The organism is Photorhabdus sp. S10-54, assembly GCF_963878145.1.
In the GTDB taxonomy this organism is placed as follows: domain Bacteria; phylum Pseudomonadota; class Gammaproteobacteria; order Enterobacterales; family Enterobacteriaceae; genus Photorhabdus; species Photorhabdus kayaii.
In genome coordinates, this window is record NZ_CAWNXG010000003.1 from 129666 (window position 1) to 149385 (window position 19720).

The window sequence follows — 19720 nt, forward strand, 5'->3', positions numbered from 1 at the left end:
AGCGGCATTATTTAAACTGACTAGACTTTTTTTACACTGGAGATGTTATTGTGATTGAGCGTAAGCAATGGACAATTAAGCAGGCGCAAGAGCTGTTTGATAAACCTTTTTTCGAATTATTATTTCAAGCACAGCAGGTTCATCGTATTTACTTTGACCCACAGCAAGTACAGGTCAGTACACTACTTTCCATCAAAACCGGGGCTTGTCCGGAAGATTGCAAATATTGCCCGCAAAGCTCCCGTTACAAAACAGGTCTTGAAAAAGAGCGGTTGATGGAAGTGGAACAGGTGATTGATTCTGCTCGTAAGGCTAAAAATGCGGGTTCAACACGTTTTTGTATGGGTGCCGCGTGGAAAAATCCCCATGAGAGGGATATGCCTTATCTGGAGAAAATGGTTAAGGAAGTCAAAGCATTGGGAATGGAAACCTGCATGACACTGGGCATGCTCAATGGGTTACAAGCGCAGCGGCTGGCGGATGCAGGATTAGATTACTACAACCACAACCTTGATACCTCCCCGGAATTTTATGGCAACATCATTACGACTCGGACCTATCAGGACAGGTTGGATACCCTTGATAAAGTACGAGAGGCCGGAATAAAAGTGTGCTCTGGTGGTATTGTTGGTCTGGGTGAGGCGATACGTGATCGGGCCGCGTTATTGGTACAACTGGCAAATCTGCCAAAACCGCCAGAGAGTGTACCCATCAACATGTTGGTTAAGGTCAAAGGCACGCCATTGGCTGAGAACGAAGATGTAGACCCTTTCGATTTTATCCGCACGATTGCTGTTGCCAGGATCATGATGCCGTCTTCTCATGTTCGGTTATCCGCAGGTCGTGAACAGATGAATGAGCAGACACAGGCAATGTGTTTTATGGCTGGCGCTAATTCTATTTTTTATGGCTGTAAGTTGCTCACTACACCTAACCCTGCGGAAGATAAAGATTTACAACTATTTCGCAAGTTGGGCATTAATCCTCAGCAGACTCAGACAGCATTTGGTGATAATCAGCAACAGCAGCATTTGGCAGAAGCCATTATCAATGCGGATAACGAACAATTTTATAATGCGGCATTATGATGGACTGGTCATCTTATCTTTCCCGGCAATTGTCTGAGCGTCGGGACACTTCGCTATGGCGTCAGCGGCAGGTCAATCAGAAATCAGATGGGCGTTTCCTGTATGCCACTGATGGCAAATATCTTAATTTTTCCAGTAATGATTACCTTGGGTTAAGTGCAAATCCCGCAATCATTTCCGCATGGCAGCGGGGAGCTGAACAATATGGTGTTGGTAGTGGAGGTTCCGGTCATATTACGGGTTATACAAAGGCTCATCAGCTATTGGAACAACAATTGGCTGACTGGCTGGGTTATCCAAAAGCATTACTGTTTATTTCGGGGTATTCTGCTAATCAGGGGGTCATTGCCGCGTTAATGACGGAACAGGATCGGATTATTGCCGATCGCCTGAGTCATGCTTCATTAATGGAAGCGGCTATGCATTCCCCCGCTCAGCTACGGCGTTTTCTGCATAATCAACCTGAATCACTTGCAAATTTACTGGCAACGCCTTGTGTTGGAAAAACGCTGGTGGTAACCGAAGGTGTGTTCAGTATGGATGGTGACTGCGCACCGCTAGCCGATATTCATCAGCAAACCAGAATTTCTGGCAACTGGTTAATGGTGGATGATGCTCACGGTATTGGTGTCTGTGGTGAGCAGGGAAGGGGAAGCTGTTGGCAACAGGGAATCAAACCGGAAATTTTGATTGTCACTTTTGGCAAAGCATTTGGGTTGAGTGGCGCGGCGGTGCTTTGTGATGAGCAGACGGCAGAATATCTAATTCAGTATGCCCGTCATCTGATCTACAGCACTTCTATGCCTCCTGCACAGGCTCAGGCGCTTTCTGAAGCTGTTCGGCAGATACAATCTGGTGATGAATTGCGCCAACGATTACAGCAGAATATCAATTACTTCCGCCGGCAAGCTCAGAAACTGCCATTCAATCTGACAGATTCAATTACCGCAATTCAGCCATTGATTGTGAGTGATAATGAGCTGAGTGTGTCCTTGTCTCAGTATCTGCAACAAAAAGGGATTTGGGTTAAAGCCATCCGCCCACCAACAGTACCACCGGGCAGCGCCAGATTACGTATTACTTTGACGGCCAGTCATATGCCACAGGATATTGATATGTTGATGGAGGCGTTGCATGGGTTCCGTAGCTGAATTTGCCAATAAACAGGCGATTGCTGGAGCGTTTGGACGAGCGGCCGCCAATTATGATGTGGTAGCGAAATTACAGCAGCAAACCGGTGAATTCCTCATGCAACAAGCCGCTGGACATCCTGGTCAGTTAATATTGGATGCTGGTTGCGGTACGGGTTTTTTTAGTCACCGCTGGCGACAACAGGGGAAACAGGTTATTGGGTTGGATTTAGCATCAGGCATGTTAGTTCATGCCCGTAAGCAATTGGCGGCTGACTATTATTTACAAGCGGATATTGAACATTTAGGGCTTGCTGACAACAGTGTTGATATCTGTTTCAGTAATCTGGTTGTTCAGTGGTGTGATAATTTATCCAGCGCTTTAAGAGAACTTTATCGGGTAACCTGCCCTGGTGGATTAATTCTATTTTCCACCTTGGCCAAAGGTTCATTGCATGAATTGAAGCAAGCTTGGAGTGCGGTTGATAACTACCAGCATATTAATCAGTTCCTACCGCAACAGACAATTAAAGATGCCTGTCAAGGGTTCCGGCATTGTCTTATTAGTCAGGTTTATCGCCAGCAATATTCTCATATATTGCCGCTATTGGGTTCTCTGAAAGGGATTGGCGCGACTCACCTTCATTATGGGCGACAGCAAGGACTGATGACGCGTGGACGACTGACTGCTCTGGAACAGGCTTATCCACGAGAAAATGAACAGTTACCTCTTAGCTATCAGGTTGTTTTTGGAGTGATTCATCGTGACTAAGTGCTGGTTTTTGACAGGTACAGATACCGAAGTGGGTAAAACAGTTGTAAGTTGTGCTTTGTTACAAGCGGCAACTAAAGCAGGATATAAAACAGCAGGTTATAAACCCGTTGCTTCTGGTAGTGAAATAACACCGGCAGGTATTCGTAATTCCGATGCACTGGCATTGCTGGCAAATAGTTCTGTATCTTTGCAATATGAAGAAGTGAATCCGTTAGTATTTGTTGAAGCAACATCACCCCATATTGCCAGTGATGACTTGAATCAATCTATTGATTTTACTGTTATGTCTACGGGGTTACATCAGTTAGAAAAGAAAGCAGACTGGGTTTTAGTTGAGGGCGCTGGTGGTTGGTATACCCCTTTATCAGAATCGGTGACTTTTGCTGACTGGGTGGTTAAAGAGCAACTGCCGGTTATTTTGGCGGTGGGGGTGAAGTTGGGCTGTATTAATCATGCGCTACTTACCGTGGAAGCTATTATAGGTTCAGGGTTACATTTTGCAGGCTGGATAGCTAATGAGGTTGAACCCGCAGGCAAACGTCAGCAAGAATATTTGGCGACATTAGAGCGTATGTTACCGGCTCCTTTATTAGGTATGATTCCTCATTTAACGCAAGAATATTTTAATCATTTAGGGGAATATATAGATTTAAAATTACTGAATAATTAATTTGAAAATTTAATCTGGTGGAATGTTATTTCAATGTCATGATGAATGATTACACTACTCATATCTATACCCGTCATCTTTCAAGTTGCCTCTTTGTTGGCTGCACTCACTCACCCCGGTCACATAGTTATCTATGCTCCCGGGGATTCGCTCCCTTGCCGTCGCGATGCATCTTGAAATCCATAGGGTATATACCCGTTATCTTTCAAGTTGTCGCTTTGTTGGCTGCACTCACTCCGGTCACATAGTTCGCTATGTTCCCGGGGATTCACTCCCTTGCCGTCGCGATGCATCTTGAAATCCATAGGGTATAGGTTATTTTAGGATAATATGCCGGAATGACACTCCGGCATAAAAATGATATTTTTCAACGAGTTTACTCTATTTTGAAAAAACGTTATCTCTATTTATACTTCAGCGAGTTTTTTATTCACTGGCGCATCTGCTGGCCGATTTATATAATTCCTGAATATCTTCCTTACCAGATAAATAGGGCCTACACCCAAGATAGAATAAGCCACTTTAATGAGGAACTGGGCGATAATCATTTCTTTTATGATGTCTATGCCGAGAACACCATAGAAAGCGATTGAACAGAATATGATACTGTCGAATGCTGAAGCGATAACAGTACTGGTTATTACTCGCAGGAAAAGATACTTTGAGTTTGTGAGAGATTTTATTTTGCAGAGGAGATACGAGTTTATATTCTCAGAGATAAAATAAGCAAGAGATGATGCCAGTAATACAGATACGATACTATTCACTATTCCATTATAAGTCGCACCAAACTCCCATCCAGGAACACCTGGCATCAGTGCGGTTCCCCAAAGCCCTAGAACAAATAATAAGTTCGCTGTAAAAGAGATAATAATCGTTCTTCTTGCCAGACGTAATCCATAGAATTCGTTTAGAATATCGACCAGTAAGAAGGTTATAGGGTAAATAAAAACCCCAGGAGGCGTGACAATATTAAGGATCGGGATATGAATGGGCTTCACACCACATATGGTAGAGAAAATATAGATAACACTGAGTGCGATGCTAATGAGTAAATAGGCTTGCCATGAACGCTCATGACGATCCCCAAGTTCATAAGCTGTTACGATATTACTGTGGCTGTATAGTTTCCGGTATATCGTACTGAGTTCATGTCTGCTCAGATCTTCTGAAATATCACTGTCAGCGAGCTCTTTTAACCCCATAGTAATGGTCTTACCTGTCGCTAGCACCATGACATTTGCCGATAATTTACCATACCTTGAAAATCCCAGTAACTTAAACTTTTGATTTACCGTCATTTATAGTCTTTCTCCTACAATGTAGCCTAAAAAATAAGCATTTTTGTAGGGTTTCCTATCGAGGCTGTCATCATTTTTTTCTTGCCGGATAAAGAACCCAATTTCCTTAGAGTAATACAATAATGGCGTATTGGTGACTAATGCGGGGGGACGTTTTATAATGATCACCTCACCGGGTATGAATGTATCTTCTATTGCCGATTCGACTTTAAGAGCCAACATGTTTGATTCATCACCAAAGAAATAGGTAAGCGGATACTCGGTAACAAGCTGACCTATTTTTTTCTCAGAAACGGCTAGAAATTCAGATTGTGGAACGATAGGGATAGCCGAAGGATTTTTATTGCCTTCGGTTGAGAGTGTTTCATTGAGGCGTTCTAATTGCTCAAGGTCATAATATTCTATTTCTTCACAAGAAACGCCGAAAAAATCGGAGATCCGAAGAACCGTAGATTGTTGAACGTTATTGACTTGTCCTTCCAGAATTTTATAAATGGTGGTACGGGTTAATCCTGTTCGGTTGGAAAAAGAGCTCTTGGTTTCTCCACGGGTACGTATCAAATATTCTATATTTTTAATGATATTTGTTTTTCGCTGTGCATTAGACGTTTTCATGAGAATCCTTTATGTAAAGATAACAGCATTACTATATATTACTTGATGATATTGTCCAGTGTGAAAAAACCACTCATTGTGATAATTTATTGATTTTACTTTTAATATCTGATTTTTCTAGTTATCTATATTAGCACATCCTATATCAGAAAATGCTCATGGATTTACCTTTATATTCTAAAAATGAAAGTTAAATCATATAATTAAGTGAAATTCATTATAAAGTTTACACAAAACTGAACTTTATGTTTATTTTTGTGTTGACTTTATGGATTTTATTATAATAATGTTAAGTTGTGTTGATGTGTTTTTGGATCATTAGATAGCATCAAACGAAACATTATTCTTATTATAAATCTCTCGGGGAAGAGCTACTTTATCCTTTGAGTTTGAAAGTGGGTTATTTTTTTAGCACTAGGGAATTTCAAGAAAATAGAGGAAATTAAATAAACATTAGGACTGAAATTAGTAAATTAATAAAATGATAACGCAGTTAAAACACCAGGAAATGGCAGTATAAAGATGCTTTGGAACAGCAATCGATTGAAATTGTGAATGATAGATACAAAGTAAGTTTTTCGATCGAAAATAGCCAGCAGAATATTGGACGTTTTACGAGGGCTGTGTCGATTTGATATTTGTGTATCTATCATTTTTTTTGAGCAGTTACGATGGAGCTCGTTTTGTAAAATAGAGGATATGCTGATGTGAATTGGTTAATTTATCAATGACATATCTTAATATTCTAATTAAAAATTGGGTTTTGCTCATGCCAATTGAGTCAGTTGTTGTTTTTTGGTAAATGTTTATCGGCACTGTTTATATCGGCATAGTCAAAAATGCTATTGAACCTGCTATTGCTGAAAGCGTAGGAAACAGAGAATTTAGGTAAAACACGCCTCTCCTCTTGATTAACAGATTTCATATAGGAAACTGTTCACCGGTTATCTCTTATTGAATAAAAATCCCAATCTAACCCGTATTATTTGCTGTTGTTTGATGCAAAAAAGGCAGTTTTTTTCGCTCAGTCTACAGAAAAAATAGACAATTATCTACCTTTAATGCTGGTAATATTGAAAGAATATAATTTATTGATGTTTAATTTCCGTGAGAAAATTCTTACTTTTTCAGCAAATTTATTCATTTTTTTGAAAGGAAGAATTGAGATAAAGGTTAAAAAAATAGTAAAAATTTTTATCGGTAGAGGATACCTATTTTGTGGCATGATGTTGCAACCTCGTACAGTTAATAGGGTTTGTAGAGTTATCCACTATTCCTGTGGATAACCTTGTGTATTAGACTTAGAAAAGTTACGCGACGCAAGAAAATACGCGGCTTTCGTCAAGGTTGATGTTATTCTCGTCTTTGTTTTAATTTTATTAAATATCAATAAGATAACTAAAATCAAGCCCTGTCTGACCTGTGATGATGTCCCATGTTGTCACCTTTCAGCCAATCATATAAAAAATGGAAAAATCAAGATAATTTTGGGGATAAAATGGTATTTATTTTGATATCAACGGATGTTTAATTGATAGGGAAGTGACCTACTTGAGTCCGTTTTTATAAAATCAACTTGAAGCTGGTTTTATATCCAGTATTATAGGCTAACTTAATGTTAGGAAAGTGAGATACCGATGAGTAAGGTGTTCAAATTACATTCTGACTTCCAACCGGGGGGTGATCAACCAGAGGCCATCCGTCAATTACAAGAAGGCTTAGAAGACGGGCTTGCCCACCAGACTTTGTTAGGGGTAACTGGGTCGGGTAAGACATTTACTGTCGCTAATGTGATAGCCAATTTAAACCGACCAACGATGGTACTTGCTCCGAACAAGACACTAGCGGCTCAACTTTACAGCGAAATGAAGGACTTTTTCCCAGAAAATGCCGTAGAGTACTTTGTTTCCTATTACGATTATTACCAGCCGGAAGCTTATGTACCGAGTTCCGATACTTTTATCGAAAAAGATGCTTCCGTGAACGAACACATTGAACAAATGCGCCTGTCTGCCACAAAAGCTTTGCTGGAGCGGCGAGATGTGATTGTCGTTGCGTCTGTATCGGCTATTTATGGTTTAGGTGATCCTGATAGTTACCTGAAAATGATGCTCCACCTGACCAACGGTATGATGATTGATCAACGCTCCATTCTGAGACGTTTAGCTGAATTGCAATATACCCGTAATGATCAGGCATTCCAGCGAGGGACATTTAGGGTTCGTGGTGAAGTGATTGATATCTTTCCGGCTGAATCTGATGAGCATGCCCTGCGCGTTGAACTATTTGATGATGAAGTAGAACGGTTATCACTGTTTGATCCGCTAACGGGACAGATTCAATATCATGTTCCACGATATACCGTTTATCCGAAAACCCACTATGTTACTCCGCGTGAGCGTATTATTCAGGCAATGGAAGCGATTAAAATTGAGCTTGAGCAGCGGCGTAAGGTATTGCTGGCAAATGGTAAACTGCTGGAAGAACAGCGTATTACGCAGCGTACCCAATTTGATTTGGAAATGATGAATGAATTGGGTTATTGCTCCGGCATTGAAAACTATTCCCGTTATCTCTCTGGCCGTGCCGAAGGGGAGCCGCCGCCGACACTGTTTGATTATCTCCCGGCTGATGGTTTGCTGGTAGTGGATGAATCGCACGTTACCATCCCGCAAATTGGTGGGATGTATCGAGGGGATCGTTCCCGCAAAGAGACGCTGGTGGAATATGGTTTCCGTATGCCTTCTGCGCTGGATAATCGTCCACTTCGGTTTGAAGAATTTGAAGCACTGGCTCCACAGACCATTTATATTTCGGCTACGCCAGGCAAATATGAATTGGAAAAATCCAGTGGCGATGTGGTGGAACAGGTGGTGCGTCCTACGGGTTTGCTTGATCCGGAAGTGGAGGTGCGTCCTGTAGCGACACAGGTTGATGACTTACTGTCTGAAATCCGTATTCGAGCGGTGAAAAATGAACGGGTATTGGTCACCACATTGACTAAGCGAATGGCGGAGGATTTAACCGAGTATTTGGAAGAGCACGGTGAACGGGTTCGCTATTTGCACTCGGATATCGATACTGTCGAACGTGTGGAAATTATTCGGGATCTTCGTTTAGGTGAGTTTGATGTATTAGTGGGAATTAACTTGCTGAGGGAAGGGCTGGATATGCCAGAAGTTTCTCTGGTGGCCATTCTTGATGCGGATAAAGAAGGTTTCCTGCGGTCTGAACGTTCATTAATTCAGACGATTGGGCGTGCTGCCCGTAACCTGCATGGTAAAGCGATCCTTTATGGCGATAAGATCACTGATTCAATGGCAAAAGCTATTGGTGAAACGGAACGCCGGCGTGCTAAACAGCAGATATTTAATGAAAAACACGGTATTGTTCCAAAAGGTCTCAATAAGAAAATTAGTGATATTCTGCAAATTGGGCAGCCAGCGGGTGGTAAAAGAAAGGGCAGAGGTAAAGCGGTTGCCACAGCGGAAACATTCAGCAACCTGTCTGCCAAAGAGCTGGAAAGCAAAATCCGCGAGCTGGAAGCGAAGATGTACCAGCATGCGCAGGATCTTGAATTCGAACAGGCGGCGAGTGTTCGGGATCAGATTCAGGCATTGCGAGAGCAATTTATTGCCAATTCTTAACCAAGGTTTTGCAGGGTATTCTCTAACGCCTGATGTAGTAATTCACGGTCGTGGCGATAGGGAACATCCTGTGCTTCGAGTATTTGCTGAGTAATAATCCGGTCGTTAAGCTCGCTGATATTTGTGCACGGGCCAACGATTACCGCATCAATTATCCGGCTGCCAATTTTGTTTTCCATTATTTCCAGCTTATCTTTCAGTGTCAGTTCGGCGGCCGCGGCACTGAGTTCTTTGCCTAGGTTACCGATATAAATCATATTGGCGTTGCTACGACGCAGTGCTTGGGTTAAATCTTCAAGCAGAAGCAATGGCATCAGACTGGTGAAGAAGCTGCCTGGGCCGATAATAATCAGATCTGCTTGAGTGATAGCATCCAATGCCTCTTTTGTTGCGGTCGCAGGCGGATAAAGCATCAACTCCTGAGGAATACAATTCAATTGATCAACATTAACTTCGCCATAAATGGTGTTGCCTTGATCATCTATCGCCATTAGGTCAACGGGCTGCTCAGACATTGGAATAAGATGAGCATTAACTTTCAACAAACTGCGGATTAAATTAATTGCCTCAAGGGGTCTGACACTTAAATGATCTAACGCTTTAAGCATCAGATTCCCCAGATTATGCCCTGCCAGTTCGCCATTGCCGCTGAAACGGTATTCGAACATTGCTGACGCGACACTGGGTTCGGTAATAAGCTGATTTAAACAATTGCGGGTATCACCCCAGGCAATACCGCCTTCTGAACGCCGGATCCTGCCGGTTGAGCCGCCATTATCTGTCGTGGTCACAATGCCTGTCAGGCGAGAGCCTAGTGATGAAAGAGAGGACATAACGCGCCCAAGGCCATGACCTCCGCCTAAGGCAACTACCCGATCTAAATCGGCTAATGTGCGGTTTCGCATAGAATTCCTATTACTGACTGAGCATATATTCGCTGAATAATTTTAGCGTAATTTATTATAAAACACGATTAACCGAACAAACGTTATGATTGGGTGCAATGTTTTAACTGATCACAAATAGAAATTGTCTGTTATTTATTCTGAACAATGTGGTAATTCATTGTATATTCAATTATATAACGAAAGTGGGTATTCGCATTTTTCTTTGTTAAGCGCTAAAATCCATATCAGAGAAGGTCGTTTTACATTAAATCATATACCCAATGGATTTCAAGATGCATTGCGACGGCAAGGGAATGAATCCCCGGGAGCATAGATAACTATGTGACCGGGGTGAGTGAGTGCAGCCAACAAAGAGGCAGCTTGAAAGATGACGGGTATAGATGTTGGAATTAACTCCTAGCCTCTGCATCTAAGTCACTTTTTACACAGCGATATGATGTTTTGGCCGTGACTACTGAGTCACCAGGATGCGAGGCAGAAATGCTCGCGTCTCCCATGTTTGGAAAGGTGTTATTGTGGAACAACTCATAGACGCTTTTGCTCGTAAATTTTACTATTTGCGGCTATCTATTACCGATGTATGTAATTTTCGGTGTACTTATTGTTTGCCGGATGGTTATAAATCCCGTGGACATCACTCCTTTTTGACATTATCCGAAATTCGTCTTGTTGGCCGGGCGTTTGCCGATCTGGGTACAGAGAAAATCCGTTTGACGGGGGGCGAACCGACCATGCGCCGTGATTTCACCGATATTATTTCCGTCATACGTGAAAATAAGTTGATTAAAACCCTCGCAGTAACCACTAACGGTTATCGAATGGAACGAGATATTGCTAAGTGGAAAGAGGCGGGTTTAACCGCAGTGAATGTCAGTATGGATTCGCTTGATCCCCGTCAATTTCATGCGATTACCGGGCAGGACAAATTTTTTCAGGTGATGCGTGGTATTGATGCAGCATTTGCGGCGGGTTTTAGTAAAGTGAAAGTCAACGTAGTGCTAATGAAAAATGTTAACGATATCAGCCTGCCGGCTTTCCTGCACTGGATAAAAGATCGTCCGATTCAATTAAGATTCATCGAGTTGATGGAAACCGGTGACGGTGGTGAAATGTTTCGTCAATACCATATTTCGGGGGAAGTTATCCGGGAACGCCTGTTGCTCGATGGTTGGCATTTGCTTCAACGTTTACGCAGTGATGGCCCTGCACAGGTTTTTAGCCATCCTGATTATCAGGGAGAAATTGGTCTAATTATGCCTTATGAGAAAGATTTTTGTCGGAGTTGTAATCGGTTACGTATTTCTTCAATAGGTCATCTTCATTTATGCCTGTTTGGTGAACAGGGGATACCACTGCGTGACTTATTGGCGAGTGAAAAACAACTTGATGATCTGAAATTGCGTATTCAGGATGGATTGCGGCATAAACGGGAAACCCATTTTCTTCATCAAGGTGACAGTGGTATCACCCCAAATCTTTCCGTCATCGGCGGTTAATTTACCGTCTGGATCTTGTTGTTTTTTCAGGAGCTAAGAATGTCTCAATTAACCCACATCAATTCTATCGGTGAAGCGTATATGGTTGATGTTTCTGCTAAAGCTGAAACATCACGCGAGGCAAGGGCAGAAGCGTTTGTTGGAATGAAGCCGGAAACACTGGCAATGATTATTGAAGATCGCCATCACAAAGGTGATGTATTTGCTACCGCGAGGATTGCGGGTATCCAAGCAGCCAAGCGCACATGGGAATTAATTCCGCTGTGTCATCCATTACTGCTAACTAAAGTAGAAGTCCAGTTGGAAGCTCAGACAAAATATAACCGGGTCAGAATTGAATCCTGTTGTCGTCTGACTGGGAAAACCGGTGTTGAAATGGAGGCACTGACAGCGGCGTCAGTCGCGGCTTTGACAATTTACGATATGTGTAAAGCGGTACAGAAAGATATGGTCATTGGGCCAGTTCGTTTGTTGGAGAAGATAGGTGGGAAATTAGGCCATTTTAAGGTGGATAAATGATTAAAGTACTGTTTTTTGCTCAGGTACGTGAGCTGGTAGGTACTGATTCACTGGATCTCGATAATCGTTACACAACCGTTGACGGTTTGAGAACGGCGCTAATATCAAAGGGAGAACGTTGGGCCTTGGCGTTGGAAGATGGAAAATTGTTGTCAGCGGTAAACCAATCTCTTGTTCATGGCGGGTACCCATTACAGGATGGTGATGAAGTGGCCTTTTTCCCGCCAGTGACTGGGGGATAATAAATGGAAAACACCCGCATTTTCGTTGGGCCGGAAAATTTCAATGTAGGGGAAGAATATCAATGGCTTGCTCAATGTGATGAAGATGGTGCTATCGTCACTTTCACCGGCAAAGTCCGTAATCATAATCTGGGTGACCGAGTGAGTGTCCTGAGACTGGAACACTATCCCGGAATGACGGAAAAAGCGTTACAAAATATTGTCACCGAAGCACGGGATCGCTGGCCATTGCAGCGTATCAGTGTTATCCACCGGATTGGGTCGCTTTACCCTGGTGATGAAATTGTGTTTGTTGGCGTGACAAGTGCCCATCGTCATATGGCTTTTGCAGCGGCTGAATTTATTATGGATTATTTAAAAACGCAGGCGCCTTTATGGAAAAAAGAGTTTTTGCCTGATGGTGATCGTTGGGTTGAATCCCGTGAGAGTGATCAGGAAGCCGCGAAACGTTGGTGATGAAAGTGTTGGCTAAATTCTGCGAAACGCTTCGAAAACTGATCAGATAGATGAACTGCTATACAAGTAATTATTGAATGGTTAATTGTTTTGATTATATTCTGTGATAATGTATAAAACTTGAGTGGGTTGTTGATATTAAACAGCCTGAATTTCTAAACACTGTCATAGAAGGTAAGCGCCATGGATCGTTATCCACGCTCAAATGGTTCTATAATCCAGCAAGCTGGAACCGGCTTGCAAACTTATATGGCCCAAGTTTATGGTTGGATGACTTGTGGCCTGTTGTTAACGGCGTTTGTGGCTTGGTATGTGTCACAAAATCAGAATGTTGTTGAATATATTTTCTCAAACTCGGTGATTTTCTATGGATTAGTTATTGCTCAATTGGGATTGGTTTTCGTCCTCTCTGGCATGATTAACCGCATGGGAGCTTCGTTAGCTACTGGGTTGTTTATGCTCTATTCAGCGCTGACTGGGCTAACGCTTTCCGGTATTTTTAAAATATATACTGGTGGTTCCATTGCCACTACTTTTGTCGTGACCGCAGGGATGTTTGGTGCGTTGAGTTTTTACGGCTATACCACCAAACGTAGCCTGAGTGGCCTTGGTAGCTTCTTGTTTATGGGGTTGATCGGCATCATTTTGGCTTCTCTGATTAACTTCTGGTTAAAGAGTACAGCGTTGATGTGGGCGGTAACCTACATTGGTGTCGTTATCTTTGCTGGCTTAACCGCTTACGACACTCAGAAGCTGAAAGAGATGGGTGAAGATCTTGATGTGAATGACAAAGAGAATTTGCGTAAATTCTCAATTGTTGGTGCATTAACGCTGTATCTGGACTTCATCAACATGTTCTTGATGCTACTACGTATTTTTGGCGATCGTCGCTAAATTCACTGATTGGTTTCTGAGAAAAGCCCTGCATCGTTAAGTATAGCTAAAATGCAGGGTCATTCTTATTAAGCAATTTTCCGTCTAAATAACCAATAGGCAAGATTACCGGTTGTGGCAGTAATTACCAAAAGAGGCCACAAACTTCTCCAGATAACCGTGAAATCGGCATCTTTGAGATAAATTTGCTTAGTGATGTCGTTAAAGTGCCAGATAGGATTAATCCAGGTGATGTCTTGTAACCATCCGAACATATTTTCAACCGGAGAAATATAACCGGAGATTAAGATAGCGGGCATGATAAAGACAAATACGCCAATAAACGCCTGTTGCTGAGTGTAGCAAAGGGAAGAGATTAGCAGGCCAAATCCCACCAACGATAAACTGTAGATCAGCATAGCGCAGTAAAACAGCGCTAGTGAACCAGAAAAGGGAATTTGATAGCAGAATATGCCAATAGCAAGCACTAAAGTTGCCTGAAAGGTAGCGACAATCACCGCAGGAACTGCTTTGCCAATGAAAATCTGCCAGGTGGTCATGGGTGAAACTAGTAATTGATCCAGTGTTCCTTGTTCCCTTTCGCGCGCAATTGACAGTGCTGTGACCGTCAATATTCCAACCGTAGTAATCAGTGCCACCAAAGAGGGCACGACGAACCATTTATAATCCAAGTTAGGGTTATACCAGTTGCGGATCACCAACTCGCTATTATTGGCTTTCGGCAGGTTACCCATCAGTTCCTGTTGATAGTTAAGGACAATTTCTTGGATATAGCCCGCAGCAATTTGAGCGCTGTTAGAATTGCGTCCATCCAGCAATACTTGGAGGGAAACCGGGTCATGACTGGCAATTTTAGCACTGAAATCTTGTGGGAAACGTACCAGTAATAAGGCCTTTTGGTGATCGATTACCGGTTGTATTTCTTGTGAATGGTTCAGCAATAGCACATCAGGAAATGCTTTTGATTTTGCCAGCCGTTGGGTGAGCTCAATAGAGGCTTTGCCTTTGTCTTCATCAAAAATAGCAATAGTTGCATTAGTCACATCAAGGGTTGCTGATAAAGGAAATAAGATCATCTGGAAGATAACCGGCATAACTAAGATAGCCCGTGTTTGCGGATCTCTGAGTAGAGATTGCAATTCTTTAATAATCAGGGTGTAAAGACGATAAAACATGCTAATTCCTTCTTAATCCAGACGCCGCTGGGTTTTCCATGCTGTCAGGCCAATAAACACAATAGCGGAGGCGATCAGTAATAATAGATTTATCACCAGTACCGTACTGATATTTCCAGCCAGAAAGAGAGTATGCAAACTACTGACAAAATAACGAGCCGGGATGAAATAGGTCACTACCTGAATAAAGGCAGGCATGCTATTTATTTCAAAGATGAAGCCGGAAAGCATAATCGCAGGCAGAAAAGCGACATTCAGCGCTATCATTGCGGCATTAAATTGGTTGCGTGTCACCGTAGAAATCAAAAGCCCGATACCAAGGGCCGTAGCCAGGTAGAGGCTAGTGATTGCGGACAATATCCATAATGAGCCTCTGTAGGGTACATCCAGCACAAATACTGTCATCAGCATACAGAGCATCATGGAGAATGATCCAAGCACTTGATAAGGCAAGAGTTTAGAAAGCAGTAATTCGGTGCGGGTAATTTGAGTAGAAAGCAGAGCTTCCATCGTACCGCGTTCCCATTCACGGGCAACCACCAATGATGTCAGAATGGCGCCAACCACGGTGATGATAATGGTTATTGCGCCGGGAATGATGAAATGCTGGCTAATTGTTGCCGGATTGAACCAATAACGAACCTGCATATCAATTAACGGATTAACAGCGTTCCCCTGATCTTGTCCTCTTTGTTGTAGCCAAATCTGCCACACTCCTTTAGCATAACTTTGTACAAAACTTGCTGTATTGGGTTCACTGCCGTCAGTAATGACTTGAATTTGGGCTTTACCGTCAGGACGGGCAAGTTGCGCATCGAAATTAACAGGAATGACAACCAGTCCACGTATTTCTCCTGATTGCATCATATTAATTAATTGCTGACGATTATCGCTGATTTTGGGTTCAATATAGGGAGAACCGGCAAAAGCCTGTATCAATTCACGAGCATCTTCACTTTGTTGTTCTACCAGAATACCAACACGGACTGTACTGGCGTCGAGATTAATACCGTAACCAAAGATAAACAGCAGAATCAATGGAATGGCAATAGAAATTAATCCGCTGGTGGGATCACGTAAGATCTGTTTTGTTTCTTTTACACAAAGTGCTTTCAATCGCCACCAAGAGAAGCAGACAGCTTGCTGTGGAGTATGTTGCTTTGGGCTACTCATTATTGTAGCTCCTCATCATAATTAACGACCAGATCAATAAATGCCTGTTCCATTGATGGGTCAGGTTTTTCATCAGTAGCAACCAATTGTTTCAAATCATCAGGCGTTCCGGCGGCAATCAATTTACCTCGGAATACCAACCCTATTCGGTCACAATATTCTGCTTCATCCATAAAGTGGGTGGTCACCATAACGGTAACGCCTTTATCTACCATGCCATTAATATGTAGCCAGAATTCCCGTCGTATCTGTGGATCAACTCCCGAAGTTGGCTCGTCCAGGAACAAAATATCTGGCTCATGCATCAGTGCGCAGGAAAGGGCAAGACGCTGTTTATATCCCAGAGGCAATTGGTCGGTGGTTTGATGTAAAACAGATTTGAGATTGAAAGCGTTGATCATGCCATCAATTTTTTCTTTTTGCTTGCGCCCTTGCAGGCCGTAAATGCCGGAAAAGAATTTCAGGTTCTGTTCAACTGTCAGGTTGCCATACAGAGAAAATTTCTGCGCCATATAACCCAAATGTTGGCGGGCTTTCCCGGAGCTGGTTTTCAGATCCATTCCCAATACCAGCGCCTTACCGCCAGTCGGCACCGTGAGCCCGCACATCATTTTAAACGTGGTGGATTTACCGGCACCGTTCGGGCCAAGCAGACCAAAGATTTCTCCACGTTTTACCTGAAAATCAACATGGTCAGTGGCAGCAAAATCGCCAAATTTTTTGGTTAAATCCTGCGCTTCAATGACTGTTTCTGTCGGGTTAGCAGCAATCCGTGGCATGATCTTTGCTAGTTCAGAATGGCGGGTGGAACCGCCACCGAGTAAATCGATAAAAGCATCTTCAAAGCGGGGAGCGGTTTTAACGATTTCAGCATCAGGTTGCTTAAGCTGGCTAAGTAATTCTTGCGGTGAGGCATCAGCTTTGAGAATAAGACGAACATATTTCCCCTGAATCACGCCGTCTGTTACTTGTGGCAAGGTAAGAGCGTGTTGCAGCATTTTTCTACGAGAATCTTGTTTGGCACCAAGCAGAAAAGAACGCCCGGACATCTTTTGGGTCAGTTTTTGTGGTTGTCCGCTGTAGAGCAGTTTTCCTTGATTAAGTAACAGGACATCACGACACCGCTCAGCTTCATCCAGATAAGAAGTACTCCAGAGGATTAGCATCCCATCATCTGCCAGTTCGTGAACCATCCGCCAGAGTTCGCGGCGGGCTATCGGGTCAACTCCAACGCCGGGTTCGTCCAGCAGCAGAACTTTGGGTTTGCCAAGCAGAGTACAGGCAAGCCCCAATTTTTGCTTCATGCCGCCTGAAAGTTTGCCCGCCAGTCGCCCGGTAAAACGGGTCAGATCAGTAAACGTAAGTAGTTGTTCATAGGTTTTTTTACGCTCGTCACCCAGCACGCCACGCAGATCTGCATACAGATTCAGGTTTTCTAATACGGTTAAATCTTCATACAGGCCAAATTTCTGTGGCATATAGCCCAGTTCAAAGCGCACTTGTACGCCATCTTTTATCGGATCAAGCCCCATTATTTCAATAGAACCGTTATCGGGTTTCAGTAAACCCGCTAGCATGCGTATCAGTGTAGTTTTTCCTGCTCCATCCGGGCCTACAAGCCCAGTAACTGAGCCACCGTAGATCTCTGCGGTCAGGCTGGATACCGCAGGATTATTCAGGCTGGGAAAAGTTTTTTCGACTTTTTCTAACCTTATCGTATATGCAGAGCTGCTCATGACAGCTCCTTATTTATCTGAATCGGAAAAATGCAGAGTAACTGGCATACCTTGACGCAGGGCATCATCCGGGTCGGTGACAATAATGCGCAACCGATAGACTAGAGTAGTACGTAGATCAGGGGTCTCTACATTCTTTGGTGTAAATTCGGCGGTGGGTGAAACAAAGCCAATTTTGCCGTGATAAGGTTTATCTTTACGGCTGTCGGTATAGAGTAAAATTTCACGTCCGGGCGTTGCCTGTCCGAGATGGCTTTCACCGATATAGGCTCTTACCCAAACTGGGTCAGTCAGAGAAAGTGTAAACACCGTATTGCCGGCTGACAACATAGTGCCTGGTTCAATGGCGCGGGTCAGAATAGTACCGGATGAGGGGGAAGTCAGTTGAGTATCTTGCAAGTCCAATTCAGCCTGAGCAACAGCCGCTTCGGCTTGAGCAAGCTGGCCTTTAGCTTCTGCAATTTCTTCTTTACGATAACCGGTTTCGAACTGGTTCAGTTTATCTTTAGCTGCTTGTAAAGCTGCTAATGCTTGATTGTGATTTGTTTTAGCATCATCTAATTCGTTGGCCGAAATAACTTTACTTTGCCACAAACCTTGTTGGCGTTTGAAGAAACTATTAGCGAAATGCCAGGCAGCCTCGCGTTGTGCAACTTCCGAACGGACTTGGGCAATTTCTTCTGTGCGATAACCCTCTTCCATCATGGCTAAACGTGCTTTAGTGCTATCACGAGTGGCTTTCGCTTTATTGAGGGCGTTAATAAATGGCCCATTATCCAGTTGGCCGATGACTTGATTGGCTGCAATGGTATCGCCTTCATCAACTTGTAGACTAGCGAGTTTACCACCAACCCGGAAACTAAGATTAACAGTACGTATATCTACATTGCCATAGAGGGTCAGAGTTTTATCACTTTTACCTTGATAATAGTAACTTCCTAAAATAGCACTAAGAATAATCGCGGTCACCAATATTGCCAGAGTGAGTTTTTTGTTGTACATGATATTCCCTGTTATTTTATTTATTCGGATTATGTTTTTTCAGTCCATTCAGTAATAAATCGATATGCTGGATAAGGATCTGATCAATCAATTTATATTCTTCGGGTCCGATATTATTCCAGCCTGTCTGACGTAATAAAGTTTCCCTCGCCATGCGGAAAGTGAGAACTTCTCCCATTAAAGCATGAGTGTGTAGCATGGTAGAAAGCTGATGTTCATCGGCGCCGATATAGCTGGCAATCAGTTTATTTAATCTGCTGTGAAGGGGCACGAGTGCTTGCTCATGGATTAGGGTATAAGCATCCGTTGGCGCAAGTTGTTCTCTGGCCATTATCCGGCTGATATTAATACTCTCTTTTTCAATCATCAGGCGGTTAATTCCAAGGAATCCTTCATGAATCATCCTCAATATATTTTCTGGTGAGTACGGTGCTGATGATGAAAAAAAATCATCAATTTTTTTAAAAAGATGAGTGAACTCAGTCTTAATTGTGTCAGTAATATGCTGGGCAACTGCCTGATAAAGCCCCTCTTTAGAGCCAAAATAATAAGCTATGGCGGCAATGTTTTGTTGAGCATGTAATGCAATTTCCCTAGTCGTTGCACCGGTCAGTCCTGATTTACCGAAAATTTCAAGGGCTGCTTCGAGTAGCTGTTGTTTGGCTTGTTCGCCTCTGGTGGTTTGGGTGTTGTTGACTGACATGGACATGAATCCTGTTGCAAATAATCAAAAGACTTAAACAAAATATCAATCATTAGTTAACTCTATACTTATAGTAAATCAATGTAAATTGCATAAAAATGTTATGGATCATGAAAATTACTGGGTAAATAGCTGTCGTTTTAGTTGCATCATCAGAAAGTATATCTGGTATAATAGTTAAAACATGGAG

Annotated in this window: 18 protein-coding genes and 1 riboswitch; of the genes, 10 read left to right on the plus strand and 8 right to left on the minus strand. The window is 42.8% G+C overall.

Annotated elements, in window-relative coordinates; genetic code table 11:
- Positions 1–50 precede the first annotated feature (50 nt).
- Genes bioB through bioD form a run of 4 tightly spaced genes read left to right on the plus strand, consistent with a single transcriptional unit; the run spans position 51 to position 3663 of the window.
- Positions 51–1088 carry a biotin synthase BioB gene (gene bioB / locus AACQ83_RS02895; RefSeq protein ID WP_112876161.1) on the plus strand — a complete coding sequence of 346 codons (1038 nt, stop codon included), beginning with the start codon at positions 51–53 and terminating at the stop codon, positions 1086–1088.
- On the plus strand, positions 1088–2239 hold the full coding sequence (bioF, locus tag AACQ83_RS02900) for an 8-amino-7-oxononanoate synthase (protein WP_112876253.1): 1152 nt from the start codon (positions 1088–1090) through the stop codon (positions 2237–2239). The genes bioB and bioF overlap by 1 nt, the downstream gene beginning before the upstream one ends.
- On the plus strand, positions 2223–2990 hold the full coding sequence (gene bioC / locus AACQ83_RS02905) for a malonyl-ACP O-methyltransferase BioC (protein ID WP_112876160.1): 768 nt from the start codon (positions 2223–2225) through the stop codon (positions 2988–2990). The genes bioF and bioC overlap by 17 nt, the downstream gene beginning before the upstream one ends.
- Positions 2983–3663 carry a dethiobiotin synthase gene (gene bioD, locus AACQ83_RS02910; protein ID WP_192880964.1) on the plus strand — a complete coding sequence of 227 codons (681 nt, stop codon included), beginning with the start codon at positions 2983–2985 and terminating at the stop codon, positions 3661–3663. The genes bioC and bioD overlap by 8 nt, the downstream gene beginning before the upstream one ends.
- A 407-nt stretch (positions 3664–4070) precedes the next feature.
- On the opposite strand, the gene AACQ83_RS02915 is transcribed toward bioD, so the two are convergent.
- Together AACQ83_RS02915 and AACQ83_RS02920 are read right to left on the minus strand one after the other, a co-directional pair.
- The gene (locus tag AACQ83_RS02915) at positions 4071–4964 is read right to left on the minus strand and encodes a queuosine precursor transporter (protein ID WP_112876158.1); all 894 of its coding nucleotides are present in this window, start codon (positions 4962–4964) and stop codon (positions 4071–4073) included.
- On the minus strand, positions 4965–5579 hold the full coding sequence (locus tag AACQ83_RS02920) for a helix-turn-helix domain-containing protein (protein WP_112876157.1): 615 nt from the start codon (positions 5577–5579) through the stop codon (positions 4965–4967).
- Positions 5580–7216: 1637 nt separating this feature from the next.
- On the opposite strand from AACQ83_RS02920, the gene uvrB reads away from it, so the two are divergent.
- On the plus strand, positions 7217–9226 hold the full coding sequence (gene uvrB, locus AACQ83_RS02925; protein WP_112876156.1) for an excinuclease ABC subunit UvrB: 2010 nt from the start codon (positions 7217–7219) through the stop codon (positions 9224–9226).
- Here uvrB and yvcK read toward each other — a convergent pair.
- Positions 9223–10131: a uridine diphosphate-N-acetylglucosamine-binding protein YvcK gene (yvcK, locus tag AACQ83_RS02930; protein WP_112876155.1), complete on the minus strand. Its 909-nt coding sequence runs from the start codon at positions 10129–10131 to the stop codon at positions 9223–9225. The two genes, uvrB and yvcK, sit on opposite strands and share 4 nt — an antisense overlap.
- Before the next feature lie 384 nt (positions 10132–10515).
- Positions 10516–10660: riboswitch (molybdenum cofactor riboswitch) on the plus strand.
- On the opposite strand from yvcK, the gene moaA reads away from it, so the two are divergent.
- From moaA to AACQ83_RS02955, 5 genes are all read left to right on the plus strand, one after another.
- A complete protein-coding gene (moaA, locus tag AACQ83_RS02935; protein ID WP_192880969.1) occupies positions 10647–11630 on the plus strand; it encodes a GTP 3',8-cyclase MoaA in 984 nt (327 codons plus the stop codon). It overlaps the preceding riboswitch by 14 nt.
- A 39-nt stretch (positions 11631–11669) precedes the next feature.
- Positions 11670–12149, plus strand: coding sequence for a cyclic pyranopterin monophosphate synthase MoaC (gene moaC / locus AACQ83_RS02940; RefSeq protein ID WP_112876153.1), 480 nt, complete (start codon positions 11670–11672; stop codon positions 12147–12149).
- Entirely contained in the window at positions 12146–12391 is a 246-nt protein-coding gene (gene moaD, locus AACQ83_RS02945) for a molybdopterin synthase sulfur carrier subunit (protein ID WP_112876152.1), read from the plus strand. The genes moaC and moaD overlap by 4 nt, the downstream gene beginning before the upstream one ends.
- 3 nt (positions 12392–12394) lie before the next feature.
- On the plus strand, positions 12395–12847 hold the full coding sequence (moaE, locus tag AACQ83_RS02950; RefSeq protein ID WP_112876151.1) for a molybdopterin synthase catalytic subunit MoaE: 453 nt from the start codon (positions 12395–12397) through the stop codon (positions 12845–12847).
- A 183-nt stretch (positions 12848–13030) separates the two neighbouring features.
- Positions 13031–13741, plus strand: coding sequence for a Bax inhibitor-1/YccA family protein (locus AACQ83_RS02955; protein WP_112876150.1), 711 nt, complete (start codon positions 13031–13033; stop codon positions 13739–13741).
- Between the two features lie 68 nt (positions 13742–13809).
- On the opposite strand, the gene AACQ83_RS02960 is transcribed toward AACQ83_RS02955, so the two are convergent.
- Genes AACQ83_RS02960 through cecR form a run of 5 tightly spaced genes read right to left on the minus strand, consistent with a single transcriptional unit; the run spans position 13810 to position 19530 of the window.
- Complete coding sequence (locus AACQ83_RS02960; RefSeq protein ID WP_112876149.1) at positions 13810–14916, minus strand: ABC transporter permease; 1107 nt, start codon at positions 14914–14916, stop codon at positions 13810–13812.
- A 12-nt stretch (positions 14917–14928) separates the two neighbouring features.
- A complete protein-coding gene (locus tag AACQ83_RS02965) occupies positions 14929–16089 on the minus strand; it encodes an ABC transporter permease (RefSeq protein ID WP_112876148.1) in 1161 nt (386 codons plus the stop codon).
- On the minus strand, positions 16089–17825 hold the full coding sequence (locus AACQ83_RS02970) for an ATP-binding cassette domain-containing protein (protein WP_112876147.1): 1737 nt from the start codon (positions 17823–17825) through the stop codon (positions 16089–16091). The genes AACQ83_RS02965 and AACQ83_RS02970 overlap by 1 nt, the downstream gene beginning before the upstream one ends.
- A gap of 9 nt (positions 17826–17834) precedes the next feature.
- Positions 17835–18827: a secretion protein HlyD gene (gene hlyD / locus AACQ83_RS02975; RefSeq protein ID WP_112876146.1), complete on the minus strand. Its 993-nt coding sequence runs from the start codon at positions 18825–18827 to the stop codon at positions 17835–17837.
- A 16-nt stretch (positions 18828–18843) separates the two neighbouring features.
- Positions 18844–19530: a transcriptional regulator CecR gene (cecR, locus tag AACQ83_RS02980; protein WP_112876145.1), complete on the minus strand. Its 687-nt coding sequence runs from the start codon at positions 19528–19530 to the stop codon at positions 18844–18846.
- Positions 19531–19720: the final 190 nt, after the last annotated feature.

What these genes read in the sequence shown, in the direction of transcription:
- AACQ83_RS02970 (WP_112876147.1), bottom strand. Translation starts at nt 17,825, where the DNA reads ATGAGCAGCTCTGCATATACGATAAGGTTAGAAAAAGTCGAAAAAACT.
- AACQ83_RS02965 (WP_112876148.1), bottom strand. Translation starts at nt 16,089, where the DNA reads ATGAGTAGCCCAAAGCAACATACTCCACAGCAAGCTGTCTGCTTCTCT.
- bioF (WP_112876253.1), top strand. Translation starts at nt 1,088, where the DNA reads ATGGACTGGTCATCTTATCTTTCCCGGCAATTGTCTGAGCGTCGGGAC.
- uvrB (WP_112876156.1), top strand. Translation starts at nt 7,217, where the DNA reads ATGAGTAAGGTGTTCAAATTACATTCTGACTTCCAACCGGGGGGTGAT.
- yvcK (WP_112876155.1), bottom strand. Translation starts at nt 10,131, where the DNA reads ATGCGAAACCGCACATTAGCCGATTTAGATCGGGTAGTTGCCTTAGGC.
- moaC (WP_112876153.1), top strand. Translation starts at nt 11,670, where the DNA reads ATGTCTCAATTAACCCACATCAATTCTATCGGTGAAGCGTATATGGTT.
- AACQ83_RS02960 (WP_112876149.1), bottom strand. Translation starts at nt 14,916, where the DNA reads ATGTTTTATCGTCTTTACACCCTGATTATTAAAGAATTGCAATCTCTA.
- AACQ83_RS02955 (WP_112876150.1), top strand. Translation starts at nt 13,031, where the DNA reads ATGGATCGTTATCCACGCTCAAATGGTTCTATAATCCAGCAAGCTGGA.
- AACQ83_RS02915 (WP_112876158.1), bottom strand. Translation starts at nt 4,964, where the DNA reads ATGACGGTAAATCAAAAGTTTAAGTTACTGGGATTTTCAAGGTATGGT.
- moaE (WP_112876151.1), top strand. Translation starts at nt 12,395, where the DNA reads ATGGAAAACACCCGCATTTTCGTTGGGCCGGAAAATTTCAATGTAGGG.
- bioC (WP_112876160.1), top strand. Translation starts at nt 2,223, where the DNA reads ATGGGTTCCGTAGCTGAATTTGCCAATAAACAGGCGATTGCTGGAGCG.
- cecR (WP_112876145.1), bottom strand. Translation starts at nt 19,530, where the DNA reads ATGTCAGTCAACAACACCCAAACCACCAGAGGCGAACAAGCCAAACAA.
- moaD (WP_112876152.1), top strand. Translation starts at nt 12,146, where the DNA reads ATGATTAAAGTACTGTTTTTTGCTCAGGTACGTGAGCTGGTAGGTACT.
- hlyD (WP_112876146.1), bottom strand. Translation starts at nt 18,827, where the DNA reads ATGTACAACAAAAAACTCACTCTGGCAATATTGGTGACCGCGATTATT.
- AACQ83_RS02920 (WP_112876157.1), bottom strand. Translation starts at nt 5,579, where the DNA reads ATGAAAACGTCTAATGCACAGCGAAAAACAAATATCATTAAAAATATA.